The organism is Hydrogenophaga taeniospiralis CCUG 15921 (assembly GCF_001592305.1).
Lineage (GTDB): Bacteria > Pseudomonadota > Gammaproteobacteria > Burkholderiales > Burkholderiaceae_C > Hydrogenophaga > Hydrogenophaga taeniospiralis.
The window spans coordinates 19,728-46,419 of sequence record NZ_BCWR01000007.1; the positions used below are offsets into that span (position 1 = coordinate 19,728).

26 protein-coding genes are annotated in these 26,692 nt (G+C 66.6%); 22 read left to right on the top strand and 4 right to left on the bottom strand.

The window, feature by feature from the left end; genetic code table 11:
* Positions 1-50 precede the first annotated feature (50 nt).
* The 9 genes from HTA01S_RS11035 to HTA01S_RS11075 all read left to right on the top strand — a co-directional run bounded on the left by HTA01S_RS11035 (position 51) and on the right by HTA01S_RS11075 (position 11,611).
* Complete coding sequence (locus HTA01S_RS11035; RefSeq protein ID WP_068170917.1) at positions 51-1,232, top strand: isovaleryl-CoA dehydrogenase; 1,182 nt, start codon at positions 51-53, stop codon at positions 1,230-1,232.
* Between the two features lie 63 nt (positions 1,233-1,295).
* Positions 1,296-1,964: a carbonate dehydratase gene (can, locus tag HTA01S_RS11040; RefSeq protein ID WP_068170918.1), complete on the top strand. Its 669-nt coding sequence runs from the start codon at positions 1,296-1,298 to the stop codon at positions 1,962-1,964.
* Positions 1,965-1,986: 22 nt separating this feature from the next.
* Positions 1,987-3,810 carry a bifunctional isocitrate dehydrogenase kinase/phosphatase gene (gene aceK, locus HTA01S_RS11045; protein ID WP_068170920.1) on the top strand — a complete coding sequence of 608 codons (1,824 nt, stop codon included), beginning with the start codon at positions 1,987-1,989 and terminating at the stop codon, positions 3,808-3,810.
* Positions 3,811-3,829: 19 nt separating this feature from the next.
* Entirely contained in the window at positions 3,830-5,026 is a 1,197-nt protein-coding gene (locus tag HTA01S_RS11050) for an acetyl-CoA C-acyltransferase (protein ID WP_068170922.1), read from the top strand.
* Positions 5,027-5,147: 121 nt separating this feature from the next.
* The gene (locus tag HTA01S_RS11055) at positions 5,148-5,816 is read left to right on the top strand and encodes an SDR family oxidoreductase (protein WP_068170923.1); all 669 of its coding nucleotides are present in this window, start codon (positions 5,148-5,150) and stop codon (positions 5,814-5,816) included.
* A 45-nt stretch (positions 5,817-5,861) separates the two neighbouring features.
* Positions 5,862-6,989 (top strand): acyl-CoA dehydrogenase family protein, encoded by a 1,128-nt coding sequence (locus tag HTA01S_RS11060; RefSeq protein WP_068170925.1) that lies wholly within the window; start codon positions 5,862-5,864, stop codon positions 6,987-6,989.
* Between the two features lie 271 nt (positions 6,990-7,260).
* A complete protein-coding gene (gene trkA, locus HTA01S_RS11065) occupies positions 7,261-8,652 on the top strand; it encodes a Trk system potassium transporter TrkA (protein WP_068170928.1) in 1,392 nt (463 codons plus the stop codon).
* Positions 8,653-8,669: 17 nt separating this feature from the next.
* Positions 8,670-10,142, top strand: coding sequence for a TrkH family potassium uptake protein (locus HTA01S_RS11070; RefSeq protein ID WP_068171141.1), 1,473 nt, complete (start codon positions 8,670-8,672; stop codon positions 10,140-10,142).
* Between the two features lie 8 nt (positions 10,143-10,150).
* The gene (locus HTA01S_RS11075) at positions 10,151-11,611 is read left to right on the top strand and encodes a TrkH family potassium uptake protein (protein WP_068170932.1); all 1,461 of its coding nucleotides are present in this window, start codon (positions 10,151-10,153) and stop codon (positions 11,609-11,611) included.
* 10 nt (positions 11,612-11,621) lie between these two features.
* Here the strand turns inward: HTA01S_RS11075 and HTA01S_RS11080 are convergent, their stop codons facing one another.
* Positions 11,622-12,326 (bottom strand): glutathione S-transferase N-terminal domain-containing protein, encoded by a 705-nt coding sequence (locus HTA01S_RS11080; protein WP_068170935.1) that lies wholly within the window; start codon positions 12,324-12,326, stop codon positions 11,622-11,624.
* Between the two features lie 160 nt (positions 12,327-12,486).
* Between HTA01S_RS11080 and HTA01S_RS11085 the strand changes: the two genes are divergently transcribed.
* From HTA01S_RS11085 to HTA01S_RS11100, 4 genes are read left to right on the top strand one after another with little or no spacing between them, the layout of a single operon-like run.
* On the top strand, positions 12,487-12,924 hold the full coding sequence (locus HTA01S_RS11085) for a rhodanese-like domain-containing protein (RefSeq protein ID WP_068170938.1): 438 nt from the start codon (positions 12,487-12,489) through the stop codon (positions 12,922-12,924).
* Positions 12,924-13,319 carry a YchJ family protein gene (locus HTA01S_RS11090; protein WP_068170939.1) on the top strand — a complete coding sequence of 132 codons (396 nt, stop codon included), beginning with the start codon at positions 12,924-12,926 and terminating at the stop codon, positions 13,317-13,319. Before HTA01S_RS11085 ends, HTA01S_RS11090 begins: the two co-directional genes overlap by 1 nt.
* A 5-nt stretch (positions 13,320-13,324) precedes the next feature.
* Positions 13,325-13,981 carry an HAD family hydrolase gene (locus HTA01S_RS11095; RefSeq protein WP_068170940.1) on the top strand — a complete coding sequence of 219 codons (657 nt, stop codon included), beginning with the start codon at positions 13,325-13,327 and terminating at the stop codon, positions 13,979-13,981.
* 8 nt (positions 13,982-13,989) lie between these two features.
* Positions 13,990-14,868, top strand: coding sequence for a hypothetical protein (locus HTA01S_RS11100; RefSeq protein ID WP_068170944.1), 879 nt, complete (start codon positions 13,990-13,992; stop codon positions 14,866-14,868).
* A gap of 307 nt (positions 14,869-15,175) precedes the next feature.
* Here HTA01S_RS11100 and HTA01S_RS11105 read toward each other — a convergent pair whose 3' ends face one another.
* On the bottom strand, positions 15,176-15,640 hold the full coding sequence (locus HTA01S_RS11105) for a DUF2846 domain-containing protein (RefSeq protein WP_068170947.1): 465 nt from the start codon (positions 15,638-15,640) through the stop codon (positions 15,176-15,178).
* 266 nt (positions 15,641-15,906) lie between these two features.
* On the opposite strand from HTA01S_RS11105, the gene HTA01S_RS11110 reads away from it, so the two are divergent.
* A complete protein-coding gene (locus HTA01S_RS11110; protein WP_068170949.1) occupies positions 15,907-16,425 on the top strand; it encodes a hypothetical protein in 519 nt (172 codons plus the stop codon).
* Positions 16,426-16,456: 31 nt separating this feature from the next.
* Here the strand turns inward: HTA01S_RS11110 and HTA01S_RS11115 are convergent, their stop codons facing one another.
* Both HTA01S_RS11115 and HTA01S_RS11120 read right to left on the bottom strand, forming a co-directional pair.
* A complete protein-coding gene (locus HTA01S_RS11115; protein ID WP_068170953.1) occupies positions 16,457-17,125 on the bottom strand; it encodes a glutathione S-transferase family protein in 669 nt (222 codons plus the stop codon).
* Between the two features lie 52 nt (positions 17,126-17,177).
* Positions 17,178-18,245 carry an AraC family transcriptional regulator gene (locus tag HTA01S_RS11120; RefSeq protein ID WP_245638065.1) on the bottom strand — a complete coding sequence of 356 codons (1,068 nt, stop codon included), beginning with the start codon at positions 18,243-18,245 and terminating at the stop codon, positions 17,178-17,180.
* Positions 18,246-18,374: 129 nt separating this feature from the next.
* Between HTA01S_RS11120 and HTA01S_RS11125 the strand changes: the two genes are divergently transcribed.
* The 8 genes from HTA01S_RS11125 to HTA01S_RS11160 are packed head-to-tail and all read left to right on the top strand — an operon-like array spanning position 18,375 to position 26,593.
* The gene (locus HTA01S_RS11125) at positions 18,375-20,102 is read left to right on the top strand and encodes an AMP-binding protein (RefSeq protein ID WP_068170957.1); all 1,728 of its coding nucleotides are present in this window, start codon (positions 18,375-18,377) and stop codon (positions 20,100-20,102) included.
* Between the two features lie 13 nt (positions 20,103-20,115).
* Entirely contained in the window at positions 20,116-21,738 is a 1,623-nt protein-coding gene (locus HTA01S_RS11130) for a carboxyl transferase domain-containing protein (RefSeq protein WP_068170960.1), read from the top strand.
* A gap of 44 nt (positions 21,739-21,782) precedes the next feature.
* Positions 21,783-22,121 carry a type II toxin-antitoxin system VapB family antitoxin gene (locus tag HTA01S_RS11135; protein ID WP_068170963.1) on the top strand — a complete coding sequence of 113 codons (339 nt, stop codon included), beginning with the start codon at positions 21,783-21,785 and terminating at the stop codon, positions 22,119-22,121.
* Complete coding sequence (gene vapC, locus HTA01S_RS11140) at positions 22,118-22,519, top strand: type II toxin-antitoxin system VapC family toxin (protein WP_068170966.1); 402 nt, start codon at positions 22,118-22,120, stop codon at positions 22,517-22,519. Before HTA01S_RS11135 ends, vapC begins: the two co-directional genes overlap by 4 nt.
* Complete coding sequence (locus tag HTA01S_RS11145; protein WP_068170969.1) at positions 22,507-23,040, top strand: DinB family protein; 534 nt, start codon at positions 22,507-22,509, stop codon at positions 23,038-23,040. Before vapC ends, HTA01S_RS11145 begins: the two co-directional genes overlap by 13 nt.
* Positions 23,037-23,825, top strand: coding sequence for an enoyl-CoA hydratase/isomerase family protein (locus HTA01S_RS11150; protein WP_068170972.1), 789 nt, complete (start codon positions 23,037-23,039; stop codon positions 23,823-23,825). Before HTA01S_RS11145 ends, HTA01S_RS11150 begins: the two co-directional genes overlap by 4 nt.
* Before the next feature lie 27 nt (positions 23,826-23,852).
* Positions 23,853-24,578, top strand: coding sequence for a DUF4126 domain-containing protein (locus HTA01S_RS11155; RefSeq protein ID WP_068170977.1), 726 nt, complete (start codon positions 23,853-23,855; stop codon positions 24,576-24,578).
* An 8-nt stretch (positions 24,579-24,586) separates the two neighbouring features.
* Entirely contained in the window at positions 24,587-26,593 is a 2,007-nt protein-coding gene (locus tag HTA01S_RS11160) for an acetyl/propionyl/methylcrotonyl-CoA carboxylase subunit alpha (protein WP_068170980.1), read from the top strand.
* Positions 26,594-26,692: the final 99 nt, after the last annotated feature.

The following is a 26,692-nucleotide window of genomic DNA, read 5'->3' on the forward strand; positions in this document are numbered from 1 at the left end:
CCCGGAAGAGCGGGCCTGAATACCCAAACCCCATCCCCAGGAGACACCCGATGAACAACCTGCCCGGCCTCAATTTCCAGCTCGGTGAAGACATCGACGCGCTGCGCGACGCGGTGCGCGAATTCGCGCAAGCCGAGATCGCCCCGCGCGCCGCCGAGATCGACAAGAGCGACCAGTTCCCCATGGACTGCTGGCGCAAGATGGGTGAGCTGGGCGTGCTCGGCATCACCGTGCCCGAGCAATACGGTGGTGCCAACATGGGCTACCTGGCGCACATGGTGGCCATGGAAGAGATCAGCCGCGCCAGCGCCTCGGTGGGCCTCTCTTACGGCGCGCACAGCAACCTGTGCGTGAACCAGATCAACCGCAACGGCAACGATGCGCAGAAGGCCAAGTACCTGCCCAAGCTGATCAGCGGCGAACACGTGGGCGCGCTCGCCATGAGCGAACCCGGCGCGGGCTCCGACGTGATCAGCATGAAGCTCAAGGCCGAAGACAAGGGCGGCTATTACCTGCTCAACGGCAACAAGATGTGGATCACCAACGGCCCCGACGCCGACACCCTGGTGGTCTACGCCAAATCAGAACCCGAGATGGGCGCGCGCGGTGTCACGGCCTTCCTGATCGAAAAAGGCATGCCCGGTTTCAGCATCGCGCAGAAGCTCGACAAGCTGGGCATGCGCGGCAGCCACACCGGCGAGCTGGTGTTCCAGAACGTCGAGGTGCCGGCACAGAACATCCTGGGCGGCCTGAACATGGGCGCCAAGGTGCTGATGTCGGGCCTGGACTACGAGCGCGCCGTGCTCACCGGCGGGCCGCTGGGCATCATGCAGTCGGTCATGGACAACGTGATCCCCTACATCCACGACCGCAAGCAGTTCGGCCAGAGCATCGGCGAGTTCCAGCTGATCCAGGGCAAGGTCGCCGACATGTACACCGTGCTGCAGGCCGCGCGCAGCTTCGCCTACACCGTGGCCAAGAACCTCGATTTGCTGGGCACCGAGCACGTGCGCCAGGTGCGCAAGGACTGCGCGAGCGTGATCCTCTGGACCGCCGAAAAGGCCACCTGGATGGCCGGCGAGGGCGTGCAGATCTACGGCGGTAATGGTTACATCAACGAGTACCCGCTGGGCCGTTTGTGGCGCGACGCCAAACTGTACGAGATCGGCGCCGGCACATCGGAAATCCGCCGCATGCTGATCGGCCGCGAGCTGTTTGCCGAGACCTGCTGAAACACCGGGTGAAACGGCCTTGCCCGACAATGGCCAGGCTGTTCAACCACTTCCGATTGCCCCATGAGTTCATCGCTGCAAGACCTGTTTGACCACAACCGCGAATGGGCTGCGGCCATGGTTCGCGAGAAGCCCACCTTCTTCACCGACCTGCTGGCCCAGCAGAGCCCGCAGTACATGTGGATCGGCTGTTCCGACAGCCGCGTGCCGGCCAACCAGATCACGGGCCTGGCCCCGGGCGAGGTGTTCGTGCACCGCAACGTGGCCAACGTGGTGGTGCCCACCGATCTGAACTGTCTGTCCACCATCCAGTTCGCGGTCGACCAGTTGCAGGTGAAGCACCTGATGGTGGTGGGCCACTACGGCTGCGGCGGCGTGAAGGCCGCGCTGAACGACACCCGGGTGGGGCTGGCCGACAACTGGCTGCGCCACATCAAGGACGTGCGCGACCGCCACGCCGCGCTCATCGCGGCCACGCCCGAGGACTTCCGGGTCGAGGTGCTGTGCGAACTCAACGCCATCGAGCAGGTGATGAACGTGGCCCAGACCACGGTGGTGCAGGACGCCTGGGCGCGCGGACAGTCGCTCACGCTGCACGCCTGGGTCTACGCGCTGAGCGACGGCCTGTTGCGCGACATGCTGATGACGGTGGACGGCGCCGGAGGGCTGGAGTCCATCTACCAGGCGGCCCTGGCGGGCGTGGCCGCCAAGCGCCGGCACACGGCCGCCTGAACCCGCCGACACAAGGCCCGGCATGTTTCCCCAGCGGCTCGATTCCACCGTGGCCTACGACATCGCCAAGGCGATGATGGACGGCTTCAACCGCCACTACCGGCTGTTCCGCACCGAGTCGGCCCGCGCCAAACACCGTTTCGAGACGCGCGACTGGCACGGCCAGCAGCGAGCGCAGCGCGAGCGCATCGAGTTCTACGACCTGCGCGTGAACGAATGCGTGATGCGGCTGCACAAGGAGTTCAAGGCCGACGAGCAGGCCATGGACGTGTGGGAGCAGGTCAAGCTGCACTACATCGGCCTGCTGGTGAACCACCACCAGCCCGAGCTGGCCGAGACCTTCTTCAACTCGGTCTGCACCAAGATCCTGCAGCGCGCCTATTTCCAGAACGACTTCATCTTCGTGCGCCCGGCGGTGTCCACCGAGTACATCGAAAACGAAGAGCCGCGGGCCCTGCCCACCTACCGCTGCCACTACCCGACCGCCGCCAGCATGGAGTCCGAGGTGCTGCGCATGATCGCGGACTTCAACCTGCGCGTGCCCTTCGAAGACCTGGAGCGCGACGCCCATCTGGTGCTCGAAGCCATGAAGCCGCACTTCGACCACGTGAAGCTGCGCGCCAACTTCCAGTTCCAGGTGCTCTCGGGCCTGTTCTTCCGCAACAAGGGCGCCTACGTGGTCGGCAAGATCATCAACGGCTTCCAGGAAGTGCCGTTCGCCCTGCCCATCCTGCACAACGAGCAGGGCCAGCTGGTGGTGGACGCGGCGCTGTTTGGTGAAGACGACCTGCTGATCCTCTTCAGCTTCGCGCGTGCCTACTTCATGGTGGACATGGAAATCCCCAGCGCCTACGTGCAGTTCCTGCGCAGCATGATGCCGCGCAAGCCGCGCGCCGAGTTCTACAACGCGCTCGGTCTGGCCAAGCAGGGCAAGACGCTGTTCTACCGCGACTTCCTGTTCCACATGCGGCACAGCACGGACAAGTTCCGCATCGCGCCCGGCATCAAGGGCATGGTGATGTTGGTGTTCGACCTGCCGAGCTTTCCGTTCGTGTTCAAGGTCATCAAGGACTACTACCCGCCGCAGAAAGACACCACGCGCGAGCAGATCCGCGACAAGTACCTGCTGGTCAAGCAGCACGACCGCGTGGGCCGCATGGCCGACACGCTGGAGTTCTCCGAAGTGGGTTTCCCGCGCGAGCGCTTCACCGACGAGCTGATCGCCGAGATCCAGAAGTTCGCGCCCAGCCAGCTGGAGATCAGCGACCGCAACGGCGACGGGGACATCGAGGTGGTCGTCAAACACGTCTACATCGAGCGCCGCATGATTCCGCTCAACATCTATCTGCAGGAGGCGTTCGATGCGCTGCAGGCCCGGGCCGACGATCCGTCCGCGCACGCCCAGCTGGAGCGCGCGGTGGTCGAGTACGGCAACGCCATCAAAGACCTGGTGGCCGCCAACATCTTCCCCGGCGACATGTTGTGGAAGAACTTCGGCATCACGCGCCACGGCAAGGTCGTGTTCTACGACTACGACGAAATCGAATACATCACCGACTGCAACTTCCGCCGCGTGCCCGCGCCGCGCAACGAGGAAGACGAGATGTCGGGCGAGGTCTGGTACTCGGTCGGCCGGCACGACGTGTTCCCCGAAACCTTTGGCCCCTTTCTGCTGGGCAACCCGAAGGTGCGCGAGGTGTTCATGAAACACCACGCCGATCTGCTCGACGTGGCCTTCTGGCAGTCGCACAAGGAACGCATCGCCGCCGGCCACGTGTACGACGTGTTTCCCTACGAGCGCGACCGGCGCTTTCACATCCAGGCCGACAAAGCACTTCTAGATTGACTTTTCAAAGGAGCTCTCCATGACCACTACCACCAATACCGATCCCGTCGTCATCGTCGGCGCTGCCCGCACACCCATGGGCAGCTTCCAGAGCGACTTCGCCAGCCTCTCCGCGCACGATCTCGGTGGCGTGGCCATCCGGGCCGCGGTCGAACGCAGTGGCGTGGACAAGGCACTGGTCGACGAGGTGCTGTTCGGCAACTGCCTGATGGCCGGCCAGGGCCAGGCGCCCGCGCGCCAGGCCGCGCTCAAGGGCGGGCTGCCGCTCTCGGCCGGCGCGGTGACACTGTCCAAGATGTGCGGCTCGGGCATGAAGGCCACCATGCTCGCGCACGACATGCTGCTCGCCGGCAGCGCGACCGTGATGGTGTCGGGCGGCATGGAGAGCATGACCAATGCGCCCTACCTCATGCTCAAGGGCCGCGGCGGCTACCGCATGGGCCACGACAAGATCTACGACCACATGATGCTCGACGGCCTGGAAGACGCCTACGAAGCCGGTCGCAGCATGGGCACCTTTGGAGAGGACTGCGCCGCCAAATACAGCTTCACGCGTGAGCAGCAGGACGCGTTTGCGATCGCCTCGGTCACGCGCGCCAAGGCCGCGATCGAGAACGGCGCCTTCGCCGCCGAGATCGCCGCCATCACGGTGAAGGATCGCAGCGGCGAGCGCGTGATCGGCATCGACGAAGGCCCGGGCCGGGTCAAGCTCGACAAGGTCACCTCGCTCAAGCCCGCGTTCAAGAAAGACGGCACCATCACCGCCGCCAGCAGCTCGTCCATCAACGACGGCGCCGCCGCGCTGGTGCTGATGCGCCAGTCCACCGCCGAGAAGCAGGGCCTCAGGCCGCTGGCCCGCATCGTGGCCCACGCCACCCACGCGCAGGAACCCAACTGGTTTGCCACCGCGCCTGTGGGCGCCACGAAGAAGCTGCTGGCCAAGACCGGCTGGGCCGTGGGCGACGTGGACCTGTGGGAAATCAACGAAGCCTTCGCCGTCGTTCCCATGGCGCTGATGACCGAGCTGTCCATCCCGCACGAGAAGGTCAACGTCAACGGCGGCGCCTGTGCGCTGGGCCACCCCATCGGCGCCTCCGGCGCCCGGATTGTGGTCACGCTGCTGCACGCGCTGAAGGCGCGCGGTGGCAAGAAGGGTGTGGCGACCTTGTGCATCGGCGGCGGAGAGGCGACCGCGATGGCGGTAGAACTGATGTAACGCCCCCGCGCCGCAGACCGTGATCCCCCCGCCGCGCCTTGCGCGTCCCCCCCAGGGGGCGCCACGGGCGGCCCGGCGGAGCCGGTTCCGCGGTGACTCTGGCCCCAACACCCTTCATCACATGAGCACAGTCCTTGTCATCGGCGCCTCGCGAGGCATCGGCTTTGAGTGCGTGCGCCAGTACCTGGCCGACGGGGACCGCGTGATCGCCACCGCGCGCGACGACGAGGGGCTGGAGCGCCTGCGTTCGCTCGGGGCCGAGCCGCTGCGGCTGGACGTGGCGCAACCCGCCAGCGTGAGCGGCCTGGCCTGGATGCTCGATGGCGAGAAGCTGGATGTGGCCTTGTATGTGGCCGGCGTCATCGACCGGGCAGGTGCCAACACGCCGCCCACGCAGCAGACTTTCGACGCCGTGATGCACACCAATGTGCTGGGCCTGATGCAGGTGATCCCGCAGGTGCTGCCCATGGTGGAAGAAGCCGGTGGCGTGTTCGGCGCACTGTCCAGCGGCATGAGCCAGATCGCGAGCGTGCCGGCCAGCAACGCCTGGCTGTACCGCGTGAGCAAGGCGGCGCTGAACATGGCCGTGAGCAGCGCGCGATTCGACTACCCGTTGGCTCGCCTGGTGCTGCTGGACCCGGGCTGGGTGCAGACCGACATGGGCGGTGATGGCGCACCGCTGAGCGTCGAGGCCAGCGTGCGCGGCCTGCGCGCCGTGCTGGCCAGCGTGACCCCAGAAGACAGCGGTCGCCTGATCCACCGCGATGGCCGGCGCGCCGACCACTGGTGAGCCGACCAGACCCGATTCAGAACGAGACACAACGAAAGAGACCCGATGCTGCTGACCCAAGACCACGTGATGATCCGCGACGCCGTGCGCGCCTTTGCCCAGGCCGAACTCTGGCCCAACGCCGCCAAGTGGGACAAGGAACACCGGTTTCCCTCGGCGGCGCACAAGGGCCTGGCCGAGCTGGGCGCGTATGGCATCTGCGTGCCCGAAGCGCTGGGCGGCGCGGGGCTGGACTACCTGACGCTGGCACTGGTGCTCGAAGAGATCGCGGCCGGCGACGGCGGCACCAGCACCGCGATCAGTGTGACCAACTGCCCCTACAACGCCATCCTCATGAAGTACGGCACACCGGCGCAGCAGCAGCAGTGGCTGGTGCCGGCGGCGCGCGGCGACATCCTGGGCGCCTTCTGCCTGACCGAGCCGCATGTGGGCTCCGACGCCTCCGGCCTGCGGACCACGGCGGTGCGCGAGGGCGACGAATACGTGATCAACGGCGTCAAGCAGTTCATCACGTCCGGCCAGAACGGCCAGGCCGCGGTGGTGATTGCCGTGACCGACAAGGGCGCGGGCAAGAAGGGTATGAGCACCTTCATGGTGCCCACCGACAACCCCGGCTACGTGGTCGCGCGGCTGGAGGACAAGGTCGGCCAGCACAGCAGCGACACCGCGCAGATCAATTTCGATAACTGCCGCATCCCCGCCGAGAACCTGATCGGCCAGGAAGGCGAGGGCTACAAGATCGCGCTCTCCGCGCTCGAAGGCGGACGCATCGGCATCGCGGCGCAGAGCGTGGGCATGGCGCGCAGCGCGCTGGAGGTGGCGATCGCCTACGCCAAGGAGCGCCAGAGTTTCGGCACCGCCATCTTCAACCACCAGGCCGTGGGTTTCCGCCTGGCCGAATGCGCGACCCGACTGGAAGCGGCGCGCCAGCTGATCTGGCACGCCGCCGCCCTGCGCGACGCCGGCCAGCCCTGTCTGAAGGAAGCCGCCATGGCCAAACTGTTCGCCAGCGAGACCGCCGAGCAGATCTGCTCAGCCGCCATCCAGACGCTCGGCGGTTATGGCTATGTGAACGACTTTCCGCTGGAGCGCATCTGGCGCGACGTGCGCGTGTGCCAGATCTACGAAGGCACGAGCGACGTGCAGAAGATCATTATTCAAAGAGCACTTTGACTCCCCCGCGCCGCCTGCGGCGTCACCCCCCAGGGGGCGGCACTGGCGGCCCGGCAGAGCCGGTTCCGCGGTGCCCTTGGCGGAAGGCACGCGCGATGAGGCGTTGGTCGGAGCGCACGCAATAAGTCCAACTCCCCCTCCGGCGCGAAGTGCCTGAGCCCAGGATGCGGTGGAACCGGCTCCGCCGGGCCACTCGCATCGCCCCCTTGGGGGGACGCCGCAGGCGGCGGGGGTGGGCTCATCTTGCGGCGCGGGGGGTACCATTGAACACATGAACATCATCATCTTGGGCGCCGGCCGTGTGGGCGAGAGCGTCGCAGAAAGCCTGGTTTCCGAACAGAACGACATCACGGTGATTGACATGGACCCCGCCCGCCTGCGTCTTCTCGAAGACCGGCTGGACCTGCGGGGCGTGGTGGGCAATGGCATTCAGCCCTCGGTGCTGCGCGAGGCCGGGGCCCAGGACGCCGACATGGTGATCGCCTGTGCCGCCAACGACGAATCCAACCTGGTGGTCTGCAAGGTGGCGCACGACATCTTCAACGTGCCCAGCACCATCGCCCGGCTGCGTTCGCCCGAGTTCGTGGAAGGCGACGAGCTGCTGGGCAAGAACGGCTTCGCGGTGGACCACGTGATCTGCCCGGAAGAGTCGGTCACGCGCTACATCCACCAGCTCATCAGCTACCCCGAGGCCCTGCAGGTGCTGGAGTTTGCCGATGGCCGGGCCAGCCTGATCGCCATGCGCGCGGCCTACGGCGGCGCCTTGGTGGGCCACACCATCGGTGAGTTCCGCGAACGTTTCCCCCACGCCGAGATGCGGGTGGTGGCGCTGTACCGGCTCGACACTGAAATGGAGGCCACCAAGACCACCCGCATCCTGGCCGGCGACGAGGTGTTCGTGCTGGCCGACACGCGCAAGATCCGCTACGTGCTGGGCGCCATCCACAACATCGACAAACCGGTGCAGCGCCTCATGATCGCGGGCGGTGGCAAGGTCGGCCTGCGGCTGGCGCGCAGCCTGGTCGGGCAGTGCGAGGTGAAGATCATCGAGCGCGACAAGAAGCGCTGTGAATACCTGGCCAGCCAGCTGCCGTCGAACATGCTGATCCTGCACGGCGATGGTGCCGACGAAGACCTGCTGCTGGAAGAGAACGTGGGCCAGATGGACCTGTTCCTCGCGCTCACCAGCGACGACGAGGACAACATCATGTCGGCCATGCTGGCCAAGCGGCTGGGGGCCGGGCGCGTGATGTCGCTCATCAACCGCCGCGCCTACGCCGACATGATGCAGGGCAGCACCATCGACATCGCCATCTCGCCCGCGCAGACCGTGATCGGCGAACTGCTGACCCACCTGCGCCGTGGTGACGTGGCGGCGGTGCACAGCCTGCGCCGCGGCGCGGCCGAAGCGCTCGAAGGCATCGCGCGCGGCGACGTGAAGACCTCCAAGCTGGTGGGGCGCCGGGTCGAAGAGGTCAAGCTGCCCACGGGCACGCGTATCGGCGCCATCGTGCGTGGCGAGGGCCGCAAGTCCGAGGTACTGATGCCGCACCACGACACGGTGATCGAGGCCGACGACCACATCATCATCTTCATTCCGAACAAGCGCCTGGTGCGTGAGGTGGAGAAGCTGTTCCAGGTCGGCGCGACCTTCTTCGGTTGAAGCCGCTCGGTTCCTTCATGCCCTTTCTGCGCGTCTTTCCCATTCTCGGGGCCATCGTCATGGTGTTTGCCCTCACCATGCTGGTGCCCTTGGGCGTGTCGCTGTGGACGCAGGACGGCGCCAGTTCGGCCTTTCCGGTCGCCATGGCCCTGACCTTCGTGTGCGGGGCGCTCATGCGTTCGGCGGTCTGGCGGGTCGGGCACAAGCTGGAGCTGCAGAAGCGCGACGGCATCCTGCTGGTGGGGCTGGCCTGGACGCTGCTGCCGCTGTTTGCCTGCGTGCCCTTGCTGCTGTACTTCGGCCCGACGAGCACACCGCTGTCGTTCACCGATGCGTACTTCGAGGCCATGTCGGGGCTGACCACCACCGGCGCCACGGTGCTGGTGGGACTGGACCGGCTGCCCGGCTCGATCAACCTCTGGCGCTGCTTCCTGCAGTGGCTCGGTGGCATGGGCATCCTGGTGCTGGCCGTGGCGATCCTGCCCATGCTGGGCGTGGGTGGCAGCCAGCTCTTCCGAGCCGAGGCCACCGGCCCCATGAAGGATGCCAAGCTCACGCCGCGCATCACCGAAACCGCCAAGGGGCTGTGGACCGTGTACTGCCTGCTCTCGCTGGCCTGCGTGCTGGGCTACTGGCTCGCCGGCATGTCCGCGCTGGACGCCTGGATCCACATGTTCGCCACGCTCAGCCTGGGCGGCCTGTCGTCGCACGACAGCAGCTTCGGGTATTTCCAGCTGCCCGCGGCGGAGTGGGTGGCGATCGTCTTCATGCTGCTGGCGAGCTGCAATTTCGCGCTGTATTTCGTGGCCCTGGTCAAGCGCCAGCCCGCGCGCATCTGGCGCGACGCCGAGTGGCGCGGTTCCATGCTGTTGCTGGTGGGCTCGGGCCTGTTCATCGCCGGGCTGCTGCTGGTCAAGGGCAGCCTGAGCGACCCGGTCGTGGCGGTGCGCACGGCGCTGTTCAACGTGGTGTCGATCGCCTCGACCACCGGGTTCTCCACCGTGGACTACACCACCTGGCCGGTGTTCGCGCCCCTCTTCATGCTCATGCTCTCGGGCGTGGCCACCAGCGCGGGTTCCACCGGCGCGGGCATCAAGATGGCGCGCATCGTCATCCTGGTCAAGCAGGCGCGGCGCGAAATGGCGCGCATCGTGCACCCGCGCGCGGTCAACCCCGTCACCATGGGGGGCAACGTGGTGGACAGCAGCACCATCTTTTCCGTGCTCGGCTTCATGCTGGTGTACGGCGGCACCATCATCGGCCTGACCATGGTCCTGCTGCTGACCGACATGCCCTTCGACACCGCGTTTTCCGCCGTGGTGGCCAGCGTGAACAACATGGGCCCAGGACTCAACGAGGTCGGCCCTGCCGGCAATTTCGCGGGCCTGAGCGACTTCCAGACCTGGGTGTGCGCCCTGGCCATGTTGCTGGGCCGGCTGGAAATGCTGTCCTTCCTGGTGCTGTTCACACCCGGTTTCTGGCGCAAATAGCCACCGCCATGTTCGGCATCCTCCCGGTCGTTACCGTGTTCTCCCGCATCCTGGTGGCGTTCTCCTTCGCCTTCCTGGTGCCGCTGGCCTGGGCCTGGGCGCACGACGGGGTGGAGCACCTCTACGTCTGGGGCGGCGGGTTCGCGCTGGCCCTGTTCAGCGGGCTGGCGCTGTGGGCCGTGGCGCACCACCACCGCCGCGAGCTGCAGGCGCGCGACGGCTTCCTGCTGGTCAACCTGGTGTGGATCGTGCTGCCGGCCTATGCCGCCGTGCCATTGATGTACACCGTGCCCGACATCGGCTGGACCCAGGCCTACTTCGAGTCCATGAGCGCGCTCACCGCCACCGGAGCCACGGCGCTGTCCGGGTTGGACGGGCTGCCGGTGTCGGCCAATGTGTGGCGCTGTTTCCTGCAGCTTGTGGGCGGGCTGGGCATCATGCTGCTGGTGGTGGCGGTGCTGCCCCTGCTGGGGCTGGGCGGCCTGCAGCTCTACAAGGCCGAAACCCCCGGCCCCATGAAAGACACCAAATTCACCCCTCGCATCGCCGAAACCGCGCGCGGCCTGTGGGGGGTCTACTTCGGTTTTTCGCTGGCCTGTTTCCTGGCCTACCGCTGGGCCGGCATGGGCTGGGCCGACGCCTTCATGCACATGTGTACCACCATGGGCCTGGGGGGCTTTTCGTCGCACGACGCCAGCTTCGGCCACTTCGACTCACCCCGGATCGAAGCCGTTGCCACCGTCTTCATGGCGCTCGCGGGCGTCAGCTTCATGCGCTACTTCATCGTGCTGCGCAACCGCTCGCTCGGGCCGCTGTTCAGAGACCGCGAGATCCGCACCTACGTGGCGGTGCTGCTGGCGTCCATCGGCCTCATCGCGGCCCTGCTGGCCTGGCACGGCGTGGTGCGCAGCTTTCCCGAGGCCCTGCGCACGAGCGCGTTCCACGTGCTGTCGCTGGCCACCACCACCGGTTACGCGTCCGCCGACTACGCGCAATGGCCCGTATTCGCGCCGGTGCTGCTCATGTTCCTGGGCTGCTTCGTGTCCTGCGCCGGCTCCACCGGCGGCGGGATCAAGATGGTGCGCATGGTGCTGCTGATCAAGCAGGCGCGGCGCGAGCTGGTGCGCATCGTCCACCCGCGCGTGGTCAACCCGGTGACCATGGGCGGCGCCGTGTTGCCCATCTCGGTGATCACCGCGACCCTGGGTTTCATGCTGATCTACGGCGCCACCACCATGGGGCTGACCATGGTGCTGCTGTTCACCGGGCTGGACATCGTGACCGCGTTTTCCGCCGTGGTCGCCACCGTGAACAACATCGGCCCCGGCCTGGGCCTGGTCGGCCCCACCAGCAACTTCGGGGTGCTGAACGATTTCCAGATCTGGGTGCTGACCTTCGCCATGCTGCTGGGCCGGCTCGAACTGCTGACGGTGCTGGTGCTGTTCACCGGGGCGTTCTGGAGACGGTAGAGGTGGCCGCTTAACTTCTGGCCGGGATGGTGAGCCCGCGCTGCACGGCGGGGCGGGCCTCGAAGGCGGCGAGCACGCGGGTGAGTTCGGGGAAGTCCTTGAAGCCCACCAGATCGCCCGCGCCGTAGAAGCCCACCAGATTGCGCACCCAGGGCCAGGTGGCGATGTCGGCGATGGTGTAGGCCTCACCCATGATCCAGTGGCGCCCGGTCATGCGCTGGTTCAGCACCGCGAGCAGGCGCCGGCTCTCGGCCACGTAGCGGTCGCGCGGGCGTTTGTCTTCATAGGCGGCACCGGCGAACTTGTGGAAGAAACCGAGCTGGCCAAACATCGGGCCGACCCCGCCCATCTGGAACATCAGCCACTGCAGGGTCTCGTAGCGCGCGGCGGCGTCCTGCGGCAGGAACTGGCCGGTCTTCTCGGCCAGGTAGATCAGGATCGCGCCCGATTCCCACAGGGTCAGCGGCTGGCCGCCCGGCCCGTTGGGGTCGATGATCGCGGGGATCTTGTTGTTGGGGTTGAGCGAGAGGAAGGCCGGCGACAGCTGGTCGTTGGTCTCGAAGCTCACCAGGTGCGGCTCATAGGGCAGACCGGTCTCTTCCAGCATGATGGACACCTTCACGCCGTTGGGCGTGGGCAGCGAATACAGCTGGAGGCGGTCGGGCTGTTGCGCCGGCCATTTTTGCGTGATGGGGAAGTCTGAAAGCGGGTTCACGAAAGCTCCTTGTGGTGACGGGGCAAAGGCATGCGACAGAGCCGCTATTGAACACCGCCGCGCAAAAGCCCTGCCCGTGCGCGCCCATGGAATCTGGCGTAGGGGCTGCGGGCCGGGCACGGATAATGGCCGCCACACCGAAGACAAGGAGACCACCCTCATGCCCATCACCAAAGGATTCCGCGCGCTCGTGGACGAAGCCACGGCGCAGATCACCACCTACAGCGTGGCCCAGGTGCGCGAGCGGCTGGAGCGCGACCCGACGCTGCAGCTGGTGGACATCCGCGACGTGCGCGAGCTTGAGCGCGAAGGCACGGCGCCGGGCGCGGTGCACGCGCCACGCGGCATGCTGGAGTTCTGGGTCGACCCGGCCTCGCCGTATTTCAAGCCCGTGTTCGGCGACGACAGCAAGGAGTTCGTGCTGTTCTGTGGCGCCGGCTGGCGCAGCGCGCTGGCCACCAAGGCGCTGAAAGACATGGGCATGAGCAACGTGGCCCACATCGACGGCGGCTTCACCGAGTGGGCCAAGCAGGGCGCCCCCACCGAAACGCTCGAAGCCCACAAGGCGCGGGCTGCGGCGCACAAGCCCAAAGCCTGATGGCCGAGCCCGCCTGCCCCTGTGGCCAGACCGACCCGCGCGGCCGGGCCCTCGCGTTCGGCGCCTGCTGCGGGCGCTACCTCGACCACGACACGCCCGCGCCCGACGCGCAAAGCCTCATGCGCTCGCGCTACAGCGCCTTCGTGCTCGGGCGTGTGGACTACCTCAACCGCAGCTGGCACGCCAGCACCCGGCCCGCCGATCTGTCGCTCGAACCCGGCGTGAAATGGCTGGGGCTCGAAGTGCGATCGCACCGCCTGATCGACGCCGACCACGCCGAGGTGGAGTTCGTGGCGCGCTCGCGTGTGGCCGGGCGCGGCCAGCGCCTGCACGAGACCAGCCGTTTCGTGCGTGAAGTCGGGCGCTGGTTTTATGTGGATGGAGATATGAAGTGAGTGCAATGTTCGAAGCCGTGCTTTTCGACTGCGACGGCGTGCTGGTCGACAGCGAGCCCATCACCAACGGCGTGTTGCGCGAAGTGCTCAACGAAGCCGGCTGGGCGCTGAGCCAAGCCGAGTGCATGCAGATCTTCATTGGCAAGGCCGTGCGCGACGAGCGCGCGCGCATCGAGGCCGAGACCGGCCAGCCGCTCACCGACGACTGGATGCGCGCCTTCTACGCGCGGCGCGACCAGCGCCTGCGCGCCGAGCTGCAGACCGTGGCGGGCGCGCTGGGCGCCGTCATGGCCGCGCACGCGCACACGGCTGGCCGCATTGCCTGCGCCTCCGGCGCCGACCGGCCCAAGGTGGTGATGCAGATCGGCATGGCGGGTATGGCCCCGTACTTCGGTGAGCGCATCTTCAGCGGCCACGACCTGCCGCGCTCCAAGCCGCACCCCGACGTGTACCTGGCCGCCGCGGCCCACCTCCGCGCCGACCCGGCGCGCTGCCTCGTGATCGAAGACACCGCCACCGGCGCCCAGGCCGGTCTGGCCGCGGGCGCCACCGTCTGGGGCTACTGCCCGCAAGGCCACGGCCGCGCGTTCGACGGCCTGCCCGTGGCGCGGGTGTTTCGCCACATGGACGAGTTGGCGCGGGCCTTGCCCGCACTGCGGTAAAACGCGCCATGCCCAACCCGCTCACCCGCCGCCAACTGCTCGCGCACAGCGCAGCCCTGCCATTCTTGCCACTGGCCGGTCTCGGCCTGACCGCCTGCTCCAGCATCGACAAGCCCAGCGTGCAGGCCCGTTTGCTGGGCCGCTCCATCACCGTCGTCAGCACCCTCGGCACCACGCTGCGCCTCTCCTGGCGCGGCACCACCCTGTTCAACAACGAGTTCGGCGAAGCCTTCGTGCCCGACTGGGGCTTCAAGGAGCAGCTCGAAACCGGGGCCGTCGAACTGCTCAAAGCCTCGGGCCGCTTCTCAAGCGTGCAGCGCGCCACCCTGTCGGCGACCCGCCGCGAAGAAGCGCTCAAGGAGCTGAAGGAACTCAAGACGCCGACCGACCACGTGCTACTGATCTCGGGCGCATCCAGCAGCGACACCCTCTGGGAAACCAGGGAAGGCTTCTTCGGCCTGGGGCTGGCCCAGCGCAGCATCCTGCAACTGGGCACCGAGTCGGCCGCCCACGTCTCGCTCCGGGCCGAACTGCTGGTGCCCAGCACCTTCGGCGCCGTGCTGGGCGAGGCCACCACCCTCACCGCCCAGCGCGTGCCCGCGCCGGCGCTGTTGCGCGGGCCGCGGCTGAACGAGACCTACGCGGCGACGGCACGGGAGTCGCTGAAGGTGCAGGTGGATGCGGCGGTGCAGAGTCTGGTGAATCAGTTGGGGTTGGGCAAGGGGGCGCCTGCGCCAGTGGCACCGAAGTCTGAGCCTGCACCCGCAGCGGCGCCCGAGATGCCGCTGGTCAATGGCTCGCCGGTGATGTCGCCGAACGTGGAGGGGCGGGGTATTCCGGCGCCATCTGGGGCCGGGGCTTCAGGCGTCCTGCCAGCGGGGCGCTGACGGAGGCTGTTTCAGCTGTCGTGTTCGGAAGCGAGGGGGTTGTGCCGAACCCAATCGGGTTTTTGGGTTTTTGCGGCTGGGTGCTGACGGAGAGCGAGAAAGATCGCGCTCCGCCCATTCAATCGATGGAGCGGCCATTCAATGAGTTGGTTGACCAGCCCTGTCCTGCGAAGAGAGCAATGTGGGTCAACCTCTTTGGAAAGCATTGACCCATGGCAAATTTTGTGTTGCGCACCCAGCTTGGCTAAGAGGTGACTTTCTGCTGTTGAATTTCACCTCAATCCCTGTCTGAACTCGGAAATGCCGCTTACCGTGTGGCGCTGCAGTTGCCGAGTTTGGCCATGTCAAGCTCCACCACATCACTCATGCCTTGCTTTTCAGAAACCTGCACAACTCCCGCTCCGCCGACAAACATGCCCATCTTGATGAACTGACGGATGAAGTAGTTTTTGCCAGACACGAACATCAACTCCAGGGTGTTGGGGGAAAACTCGGATTCCGTGTCAATTTTGTGGGTTTTTCCACCCTCAACCTCGGTGTAAAAGAAAACGTCCGGGGCACTCTCTCCAACGCACTTTCCATCAACCCAAATATCTTTCTTCAGCGCTTTCCCGGTGAAGCTGTTTCTGTAAATGTAGACACCGGCGTTGCCTGGGCTGGGTTGATTGAATTCCTTTGCTTTGGCTGATTCTTCTTTGGATGCCATGTTCACAGATGCACACCCGGTAACAAGCAAGGTTGCAGCAAGAGCAAAGAGCGACGCGACTTTCATGAAATTAATACCTTAATAATCTTGTGAATAGAGAAAACTGATTGACATCAGCTCGTGGCGGATGAGCGCCTCATGTAGTGTATGCCGCAGAAACTGCTGAGTAAGCAGTTCGGTGCAGTCATCCTAGTCATGACGCTCTCCTCAATATACCCGGGCACTTTACCGAACTCGGTCTTCTCGGCCTGCTCTGGCTGCATTGCGACAATGCCGTTTTCAGCCACGGCGAGAAGTCTGCATGGTACCTTTGAGCCCAATGGGAGGGCGATATGAATTTCTTTTCCGAGTGCGTCAAACCACACCTCAAGGCGGCGGTCATCTACTGCATCCCCCTGTTTGGCGTGGTGTTCTTATCGTTGGTCGTGCCGGTGTCGTCTCTGGATGCCGCCGATGCGGTCGGTCGATGGAGTGGGATGTTTGGGATTTTGTGGCTGGGGGTGGGCGTGTTCATTTTCCCCGCGTGGCGGCTTTACATCGCGTTGGGGCAGGGCCTTGTTCGCTCGCGGATGTTGCGCGGGGTCTTCGCTGTATTGGGCGGGTTCTTGAATTTCTGGTTGGTCGGATCCCTGGTGCGGTTGTCAGGGGCTGGCGACTATTTGTATCGGAACCAGCGCCTGGGTCTGGGCATGGACTCGGGTGCCGATGTGTGGAGTTCGTACCTGAAGATGACCGAACTCTTGCTGGCGATGGGTGGTTTGCTGGTGCTGTATGCCGTGCTGGTGCCGGCATGGGTGTGCCGGCTGGGACGGCTCAGGCGTTCGAGGGTGACCTCGCTGGAAAGGCCGTAGCCGCTCCACCGACTCCCGGTGCGCCGCAATTTCAGAGCCGCAGGTCGGGCGACGGTGTGGGGTCCACCTGCTGGTCCAGGGCCGCTTCCCGCTCCACGCGCAGGGCGCGCTGGAAGGCCGGGCGGGCCTGTAGCCGTTGCCAGTAGGCCGCCACCGCAGGCGGGAACTGGGCGTCCAGGCCCAGGTGGCGGGCGAGCACCAGGGCGTAGCCCACGGCCACGTCGGCGGCGGTGAAGCGGCCGGCGCACAGGTGCTCATCTTTTTGAACGGCAACATCCACCGCGCGCAGCCGGGCCAGGAACCAGCGCGCGTAGTCGGCGGCCACCTGGGGTTGCAGTCGCTCGGGCGGCTCGAAGTGTGTGTAGCGCAGCACCAGCGTCTGCGGAAAGGTGAGCGTGGCGTCGCTCATGTGCAGCCAGTTGAGGTAGGCGCCAAAGGCCGGCTCATCGGCCTGCACGTCGAGACCGTCCGGGCTGTGGCGCGCCGCGAGGTACTGGCACATCGCGGCCGATTCGGTCATGCGGGTGGCGCCGTCTTCCAGCAGGGGCACGGTGCCGAGCGGGTTCAGGTCGAGGTAGGGCCGGGCGTGCACGCGCGGCGGGAAGGGCAGCATGCGCAGCTCGTAGGGCAGGCCCAGCTCTTCGAGCATCCACAGGGGACGCAAAGAGCGGGCGCTGACGCAGTGGTGCAGAACGATCATGGGGGCAGTCTAGGCAGGGTGGTGGCCATGGCTGCGCCATCGGGGTTGCAGATCAGGCCAAGGGTGGGGTCTTGCTCCGGAAGTCCCCCGGTGTCACCCCCGTCCAGCCCTTGAACGCACGGATGAAGCTCTTCTCGTTCTGAAACCCGGCCGCTTCGGCCACCTGTTTGATCGGCCGGGACGTGCGCTGCAACCACTCAATGGCGCGGTCGCGGCGCACCTCGTCTTTCAGCGCCTGCAGCGTGGCGCCTTCGTCTTTCAGCTGCCGGTGCAGCGTGCGGGCCGAGGTGTTGAGCAGGGCCGCGAGGTCGTTGGCATTGTGCGCGTCCAGCGGCTGGGTTGTGAGCACCTGGCGCACGCGCTGCACCAGCAGGCGGTCGCGCCGGTAGGGGCGCACCTGGATCGGCAGGGCGCGCTGCAGCATCTGGTTCATGGCGGCTTCGTCGCGCTTGACGGGCAGGGCGAGGTAGCGCGCGTCGAAGCGGATGGCGGCCTCGGGCGCGTCGAACACGGTGGGGCCGTCGAACAGCACGCGGTAGGCCTCGGCGTGCGCTGGCGCGGCGAACGGAAAGCTCGCACCCAGCAGCGGGATGCGCGAGTCCACGAACCAGCAGGCCAGGCCCAGGCTGTTGCGCAGCACCGAGACGAAACAGAACTCGCGCAGGCTGCCGTCGCCGCCCGGTGGGCGGTGTTCGGTGAGGCCGATGCTGGCCACGTCGCCGCTGGTGGTCACGGCCAGGGTGATGTCGGGCGTGAGCAGGCCGTGGTGGCGGCACCAGCGCTTGAGCGCGGTGCCCAGCGTGGGAGCCGAGAGCGAGGCGCGCGCGAGCATGCCGTAGCTGCCCCAGGGCAGGGGCCGGGCAAACCAGCCCAGGGCCTCGTCGTTGAGTTCGCGCATGGCCGCGCCCGACACGGCTTCCATTTGCGCGGCGGTGATGTGGCCCACCCGTTGCTGCAAAAGGGCTGGCGCGATCTGTGCCTGCGCCAGCGCGGGTGCCGGGTCCATGCCGCGCAGTCGGTACGCGCGCACAATGGCCCGTACAAAGGCCATGGGCGTGGCGGCGCGCGCCATGCGCAGATCGCTGCGGGAACCCGAGGATGTTGGGGTGGGGCTGGGCATGGCCGGCAGTGTGCCTCAGCGGCGGCACGATTTGCAACCATTCTGGCAACCGGTGCCCGGCACGAGCTTCTATGCTTGCGCTTTACGCCCGGCCCGGCCTGGGCGACCGCCTTCGGAGGAGACACACCCATGAGCGCAGCCCTTTCAACTGCCGCACCGCTGGTGCAAAGCCTGGCGCGCGGCGCGACCGACGTGCCGCTGATCGAGCAGACCATCGGCGCGTTTTTTGACGCCATGGTGGCGCGCCAGCCCGAGCACGAGGCGCTGGTGAGCGTGCACCAGGGGCGGCGTTACACCTACCGCGCGCTGCAGGCCGACGCGCACCGCCTGGCCAGCGCGCTGCTGGCGCAGGGCCTGAATCCGGGCGATCGCGTGGGCATCTGGTCGCACAACAATGCCGAGTGGGTGCTGATGCAGCTGGCCACGGCGCAGGTGGGCCTGGTGCTGGTGAACATCAACCCGGCCTACCGCACGTCTGAAGTGGAATACGCGCTCAACAAGGTCGGCTGCAAGCTGCTGGTGACCATGGCGCGCTTCAAGACCAGCGACTACCTGGGCATGCTGCGCGAGCTGGCGCCCGAGTGGGCGCACGGGCAGCCGGGCGCGCTGGAAGCCCAGCAGCTGCCGCACCTGAAGACCGTGGTCTGGATCGACGAGCCGGGGCAGGGCGCCGAAGAGGCCGGCCTGATGCGCTTCTCGGCGCTGCTCGACCAGGGCGACGCCGCCGACCCGCGCGTGGCGCAGGTGGCGGCCATGCTCAAGGCGAGCGACCCGATCAACATCCAGTTCACCAGCGGCACCACCGGCTTCCCCAAGGGTGCCACGCTCACGCACCGCAACATCCTGAACAACGGCTTCTTCATCGGCGAGTGCATGAAGCTCACGCCCGAGGACCGGCTGTGCATCCCTGTGCCGCTGTACCACTGCTTCGGCATGGTGCTGGGCAACCTGGCCTGCTTCACGCACGGCGCCACCATCGTCTACCCCAACGACGGCTTCGACCCGCTGACCGTGTTGCAGACGGTGCAGGACGAACGCTGCACCGGCCTGCACGGCGTACCCACCATGTTCATCGCCGAGCTGGACCACCCGCGCTTCAAGGAATTCGACCTCTCCACCCTGCGCACCGGCATCATGGCCGGCTCGCCGTGCCCGACCGCTGTGATGCAGCGTGTGGTGGACGACATGCACCTGTCCGAAATCACCATCGCCTACGGCATGACCGAAACCAGCCCGGTGAGCTGCCAGAGCAGCACCGACACGCCGCTGGACCGGCGCGTGTCCACCGTGGGCACGGTGCAGCCGCATCTGGAAGTGAAGATCGTCAGCCCCGACAGTGGCGAGGTGATGCCGACGGGTCGGTCGGGCGAGCTGTGCACGCGCGGTTATTCGGTGATGCACGGCTACTGGGACGACCCGGCCAAGACGGCCGAGGCCATCGACGCCGAGGGCTGGATGCACACCGGCGACCTCGCCACCATGGACGCCGAGGGCTACGTCAACATCGTCGGCCGCATCAAGGACATGGTGATCCGCGGCGGCGAAAACATCTACCCGCGCGAGATCGAAGAATTCCTCTACCGCATGCCGCAGGTGCAGGACGTGCAGGTGGTGGGTGTGCCCGATCCGAAATACGGCGAAGAGCTGTGCGCCTGGGTCATCGTCAAGCCCGGCCAGGCGCTGGATGAAGACGCGGTGTGCGCCTTCTGCAAGGGGCAGATCGCCCATTACAAGGTGCCGCGCTACATCCGCTTTGTCGACGCCTTCCCCATGACGGTGACCGGCAAGATCCAGAAGTTCAAGATACGCGATGCCATGAAGGACCAGCTGGGGCTGGCCGAAGCCAAAACAGCCTGACCGAGAGAAACCCATGCCCGCACTCGACACGAAACTCAACGCCCGCTCCGCCGACTTCCAGGCCAACGCCGCCGCCATGCGCGCGGTGGTCGACGACCTCAAAGCGCAGGTTGAAAAAGCCACGCTGGGCGGTGGCGACGCGGCGCGCGCCAAACACACCGCACGCGGCAAGCTGCTGCCGCGCGACCGCGTGCAGATGCTGCTGGACCCGGGCACGCCGTTTCTGGAACTGAGCCCGCTGGCGGCGATGGGCATGTACCCGGACCGCGACGGCAGCGACAGCGCGCCCTGCGCCGGTGTCATCGCCGGCATCGGCAGGGTGAGCGGCGTGGACTGCATGATCGTCTGCAACGACGCCACGGTGAAGGGCGGCACCTACTACCCGCTCACCGTCAAGAAGCACCTGCGCGCGCAGGAAGTGGCGCAGCAAAACAACTTGCCCTGCATCTATCTGGTGGACTCGGGCGGCGCCAACCTGCCGAACCAGGACGAGGTCTTTCCCGACCGCGACCACTTCGGCCGCATCTTCTTCAACCAGGCCAACATGAGCGCGCAGGGCATCGCGCAGATCGCGGTGGTCATGGGCTCGTGCACCGCGGGCGGCGCCTACGTGCCGGCCATGAGCGACGAGACCATCATCGTCAAGAACCAGGGCACCATCTTCCTGGGTGGCCCGCCGCTGGTGAAGGCTGCCACGGGCGAGGTGGTGACGGCCGAAGACCTGGGCGGTGGCGACGTGCACACGCGCCTCTCGGGCGTGGCCGACCACCTGGCGCAGAACGACCTGCACGCGCTGGCCCTGGCGCGCCAGGCGGTGAAGAACCTCAATGCGCGCAAGGTCCCGCCCATTGCGACCATCGACCCGGTGGCGCCGCTGTACCCGGCCGAAGAGCTGTACGGCGTGATCCCGACCGACACGCGCAAGCCCTTCGACGTGCGCGAGATCATCGCCCGCATCGTCGACGGTTCGGACTTCGACGAGTTCAAGTCGCGCTTCGGCACCACGCTGGTCTGCGGCTTCGCGCGCATCGAAGGCATGCCGGTCGGCATCATCGCCAACAACGGCATTTTGTTCAGCGAGTCGGCGCTCAAGGGTGCGCACTTCATCGAACTGTGCTGTCAGCGCAAGACGCCGCTGGTCTTCCTGCAGAACATCACCGGCTTCATGGTCGGCCGCAAGTACGAGAACGAAGGCATCGCCCGCAACGGCGCCAAGATGGTGACGGCCGTGGCCACTGCCGCTGTGCCGAAGTTCACCGTCATCATTGGTGGCAGCTTCGGCGCCGGCAACTACGGCATGTGCGGTCGCGCCTACAGCCCGCGCTTCCTGTGGATGTGGCCGAACGCGCGCATCAGCGTGATGGGCGGCGAGCAGGCTGCGAGCGTGCTGGCCACTGTGAAGCGCGACGGCATCGAAGGCAAGGGCGGCAGCTGGAGCGCAGAAGAGGAAGCCGCGTTCAAGGCCCCCATCAAGGAACAGTACGAGGTGCAGGGCCACCCCTACTATGCCACCGCCCGCCTGTGGGACGACGGCGTGATCGACCCGGCCGACACGCGCCGTGTGCTGGCGCTGGGCTTGTCGGCCTCGTTGAACGCGCCGATCCCCGAGACGAAGTTTGGACTTTTCCGCATGTGATGTGTATGATTTTCATGTTTCATACACATTGAAGGGGATTCCTCATGCGAACCAACATCGTGATCGACGACAAGCTCATGGCTGAGGTCATGGCGTACGGCGATTTCAAGACCAAGCGCGAGGCGGTGGAAGAGGGCTTGCGCATGCTCAAGCGGCGCAAGGTCTATGACGGCTTGTTGGCCTTGCGGGGTAAGTTGCAGTGGGACGATTCCGACGAAGGCTGGGCACGGTACCGAGCGGAACAGTTGGCTTTGAAGGCCGCCGGCGCACCTTATGACAACGACATTGACACGACAGCGGACGCCCAGCCGGGCGCTCGCCCGCAGGTGCTTCAAGAGCCCGCGCCCCCGTCTCTGGCAGTCAAAGCCCGAAAGACGCCATGATCTTGGTGGACTCCAGCGTCTGGGTTGACTTCTTCAATCAGGCAAAAACACCTCAGAGCCTGCAACTGCAGCTTTGGCTTGAGCGCGGTGATGTTTCCCTCGGCACCGCAGATCTGGTGGTGTTTGAAGTGCTTCGGGGTTTTCGCCGGGACAAGGCATGCCAGGGGGCGCAAAGCCTGCTGGCCGAATTGCCTGTGGTTGATATCGGCGGACTCGACAACGCACTCCATGCCGCCACCCTTTACCGCCGCCTGCGCGCGCAAGGCCGCACCGTGCGCAGCCCCATCGACGTGCTGCTCGCCAGCTACTGCATGACGCACGGCCACACGCTGCTGCACCGCGACGCCGACTTTGAATCACTCAAAACGCTGGGAGGGCTTGAGACATGGCCGAACTGAACCCGTGGCACATCCACTTTGCCCGACTGGCCCGCTACAACGTCTGGGCCACCGCGCGCCTGCTCGACGCGGTGGCGCCGCTGTCCGACGCCGACTACCGGCGCGACATGGGCCTGTTCTTCAAGAGCATCCACGGCACGCTCAACCACCTGCTGGTGGGCGAACACATGCTCTGGTACCCCCGCTTTGCCCGGGGCGTCTCGCCCAAGCTGGAGCTCGACGCCGAGGTCGAACCCGAGCGCGACAGGCTGGGCCAGGCGCTCAAGGGCGGTGCGGCCAACTGGCTGCCGCTGATCGCCAGCTGGCCAGCGGAGCGCTTCGACGCCACGCTGGACTACACCACCACCAAGGGCGTGCCCGTCTCACTGCCGTTCGCCGCCACGCTGGCGCACGTGTTCAACCACGGCACGCACCACCGCGGCCAGATCACGGCCGCGCTCACCGCGCTCGGCCAGCCCTGCCCGGAGCTGGACTTCGCCTACTGCCTGCACGAAGAAGCTGCCCGGGAGAAAGCCGCATGAGCCAAGCCCTGACCATTGCGGTGCAAGACCGCATCGCCCGCATAACGCTCAACCGTCCCGAGGTGCGCAACGCATTCAACGACGCCGTGATCCAGGAACTCAAGGCCGCGTTTGAAGATGTCGGCGCGCGCGACGACGTGCGCGCCGTCGTGCTCGCAGCCGTGGGCCCGGCCTTCTGCGCCGGGGCCGACCTGAACTGGATGCGCCGCATGGCCGACTACACGCGCGAAGAAAACGTGGCCGATGCGGGCCAGCTCGCCGCGATGTTGAAAGCGATCTACGAATGCCCCAAACCGACCATCGCCTCTGTGCAGGGCGATGTGTTCGCCGGCGGCATGGGTCTGGTGGCGGCCTGCGACATGGCGGTGAGCGTGGACAGCGCCACCTACTGCCTGAGCGAGGTCAAGCTCGGTCTGATCCCGGCGACCATCAGCCCCTATGTGATTCGCGCCATGGGCACGCGTGCGTCGCACCGCTACTTCCTCACGGCCGAGCGCTTCAGCGCGCAGGAGGCGCACCGCATCGGTTTCGTGCACGAGCTGGTGAGCGGTCCGGAGGCGCTGGACGGGAAGGTCAACGAGCTGGCCCAGGCGCTGGTGAGCGCCAGCCCGGCGGCCGTGAAAGCCTGCAAGCGGCTGGTGCAGGACGTGGCCGAGCGAGCCATTGACGACGCGTTGATCGCCGCCACGGTGCAGGGCATTGCCGACATCCGCGCGAGTGAACAAGGTCGCGATGGAGTGCAATCTTTCCTGCAGAAGCGCAAGCCCGCGTGGCTGGCGGGCTAGGCGGTTTCTTCCCTCAAGGAGAACTCCATGGACGCACTCTGGACCACCCTCGTCAACTGGCTGCACGGCCTGGGCCTGCACGCGGGTACGGGCGTGGTCCATGAGGTCGGTGGCCAGGTGGTCGAGGGCGTGAGTGCCGCCGCCAGTCAGCTCGACATGCCCAGCCTGCTGGCATTGGCCGCCGCGCTCGGATGGGTCAGCGGTTTCAGGCTTTATGCGGTGGTGTTCATCGTGGGCATGGCCGGCTGGGTCGGCTGGATTCCGCTGCCCGAAGGCCTGCAGGTGCTGCAGCACCCGGCCATGTTGGCCGCCAGCGGTGCGCTGCTGTTCGTGGAGTTTTTTGCCGACAAGATCCCGGGGCTCGACTCGCTGTGGGACATGGTCAACAGCGTGATCCGCATCCCCGCCGGCGCCGCGCTGGCGGCGGGTGCGCTGGGCGCTGACGGCAGCACCATGGCCCTGGTGGGCGCGCTGCTCGGCGGCACGCTCGCAGCCAGCAGCCAGGCCGCCAAGACCACCACACGCGCCGCCATCAACAGCTCGCCCGAGCCGTTCTCCAACATCGCCATGAGTCTGGTCGAAGACGGTCTGGTGGTCGGCACGGTCTGGCTGGCCACCCAGCATCCGCTGGTGTTCGGCGTGTTGCTGGTCATCGCCGTGGTGCTGATGTGGATCGTCACCTGGATGCTGTTCAAGTTCCTGCGCGCGGTGTTCCGCCGGGCGCAATCCCTGTTTTCTTCTGCTACCGCCTGAGGCCTCGAATGTTCACCAAGATCCTGATTGCCAACCGTGGCGAGATCGCCTGCCGCGTTGCCGCCACCGCCCGCCGCATGGGCGTGCGCACCGTGGCCGTGTACTCCGACGCCGACGCCAGCGCCAAACACGTGGCGGCCTGCGACGAGGCGGTGCACATCGGGGGCAGCGCGCCGAAGGACAGCTACCTGCAGTGGCAGCGCATCCTCGATGCCGCCAAGGCCACGGGCGCACAGGCCATCCACCCCGGCTACGGCTTCCTGAGCGAGAACGAGGCCTTTGCCAACGCCTGCGCCGAAGCCGGCCTGGTGTTCATCGGCCCGCCCGCGAGCGCGATCCAGGCCATGGGGCTGAAGGCCGAGTCCAAGCGGTTGATGGAGAGCGCTGGCGTGCCGCTGGTGCCGGGCTACCACGGCGCCGACCAGGACCCGCACATGCTGCAGCACGAGGCCGACCGCATCGGCTACCCGGTGCTGATCAAGGCCAGCGCCGGCGGCGGCGGCAAGGGCATGCGCGCGGTGGAAAAGGCTGAAGACTTTGCCGCTGCGCTCGCTTCGTGCAAACGTGAGGCCATCAACAGCTTCGGCAGCGACGCGGTGCTGGTGGAGAAATACGCCCAGCGCCCGCGCCACATCGAGATCCAGGTGTTTGGCGACACGCACGGCAACTGCGTTTATCTGTTCGAGCGCGACTGCTCGGTGCAGCGGCGCCACCAGAAGGTGCTGGAAGAAGCGCCCGCGCCGGGCATGACGCCCGAGCTGCGCGCGCAGATGGGCGCCGCGGCCGTGGCGGCGGCCAAGGCCGTGAACTACGTGGGCGCGGGCACGGTGGAGTTCATCGTCGAGCAGCCGCCCGAAGGCGGCATGCGCTTCTATTTCATGGAGATGAACACGCGCCTGCAGGTCGAGCACCCGGTGACCGAGGCCATCACCGGCCTCGATCTGGTGGAGTGGCAACTGCGCGTGGCCAGTGGCGAGCCGCTGCCGCTGAAGCAGGAAGAGCTGCACATCCAGGGCCACGCCATCGAAGCGCGCATCTGCGCCGAAACACCGGACAACCAGTTCCTGCCCGCCACCGGCCGGCTCGACGTGTTCCGCAAGCCCGCCTGCACCAGCTTCACCCGGGGCTCGGTGCGCATCGACGACGGCGTGCGCGAAGGCGACACCATCAGCCCCTTCTACGACTCCATGGTCGCCAAACTGATCGTGCACGGCCGCACCCGCGCCGAAGCACTGGCCCGGCTCGATGCGGCGCTGGCCGAAACGCGCATCGTCGGCCTGTCGACCAACGTGCAGTTCCTGCGCCATGTGGTGACCAGCCCCTCGTTTGCCCAGGCCAACCTGGACACGGCGCTGATTCCGCGCGAAGCGGGTGTGCTGTTCAACCGGGACAAGGTCGGTCTGAATCTGGCCGTGGCCGCCGCCGTGGCGCAGACCCTGCTGGCCGAGCGCGCGAGCGAAGGCAAAGACCCGTTCTCGCGCCGCGACGGCTGGCGCCCGCATGGCCTGACCGTGCGCCGCTTCGATTTCGAATACCAGGGCGAGGCGATGCAGGCCAGCCTGACCTACCTGCACGATGGCACGCTGCAACTGGCGCTGGGCGAGGTCTGCGGCGTGTTGGCTTTTGACGCCTTGCCAGCGGAAAAGGGCACCTTGATGGACCTGCGTTTCCTGGGCCAGCGCCAGGCGGTGCAGACCTGGCAGCGCGAAGAGGTCGTGCACGTCTTCTGCGCTCTGGGCGCCACTCAGATCACCGAGCTCGACGCGCTGGCCCACGCGGGCGAAGCCGCGCACGACGTTGGGCGCCTCACTGCGCCCATGCCGGGCAAGGTGGTGTCGTTCGCCGTGAAGGCCGGCGACGTGGTGAAGAAGGGCCAGCCGCTCGCGGTGATGGAGGCCATGAAGATGGAACACACCATCGCCGCGCCGGCCGATGGCACCGTGGCCGAGTTGCTCTACGCGCCGGGTGACCAGGTGGCTGAGGGCGCGGAGCTGCTGAAAATTCAGACCGCCTGACCGCCCGCGAGCCCGGTTTCAAGGTGGTGCGGGTCCGCATCTTCCGTTCGCCCCGAGCCTGCCGAAGGGCCCGGCGCGAACGGGCCTCCCGGCCGACAG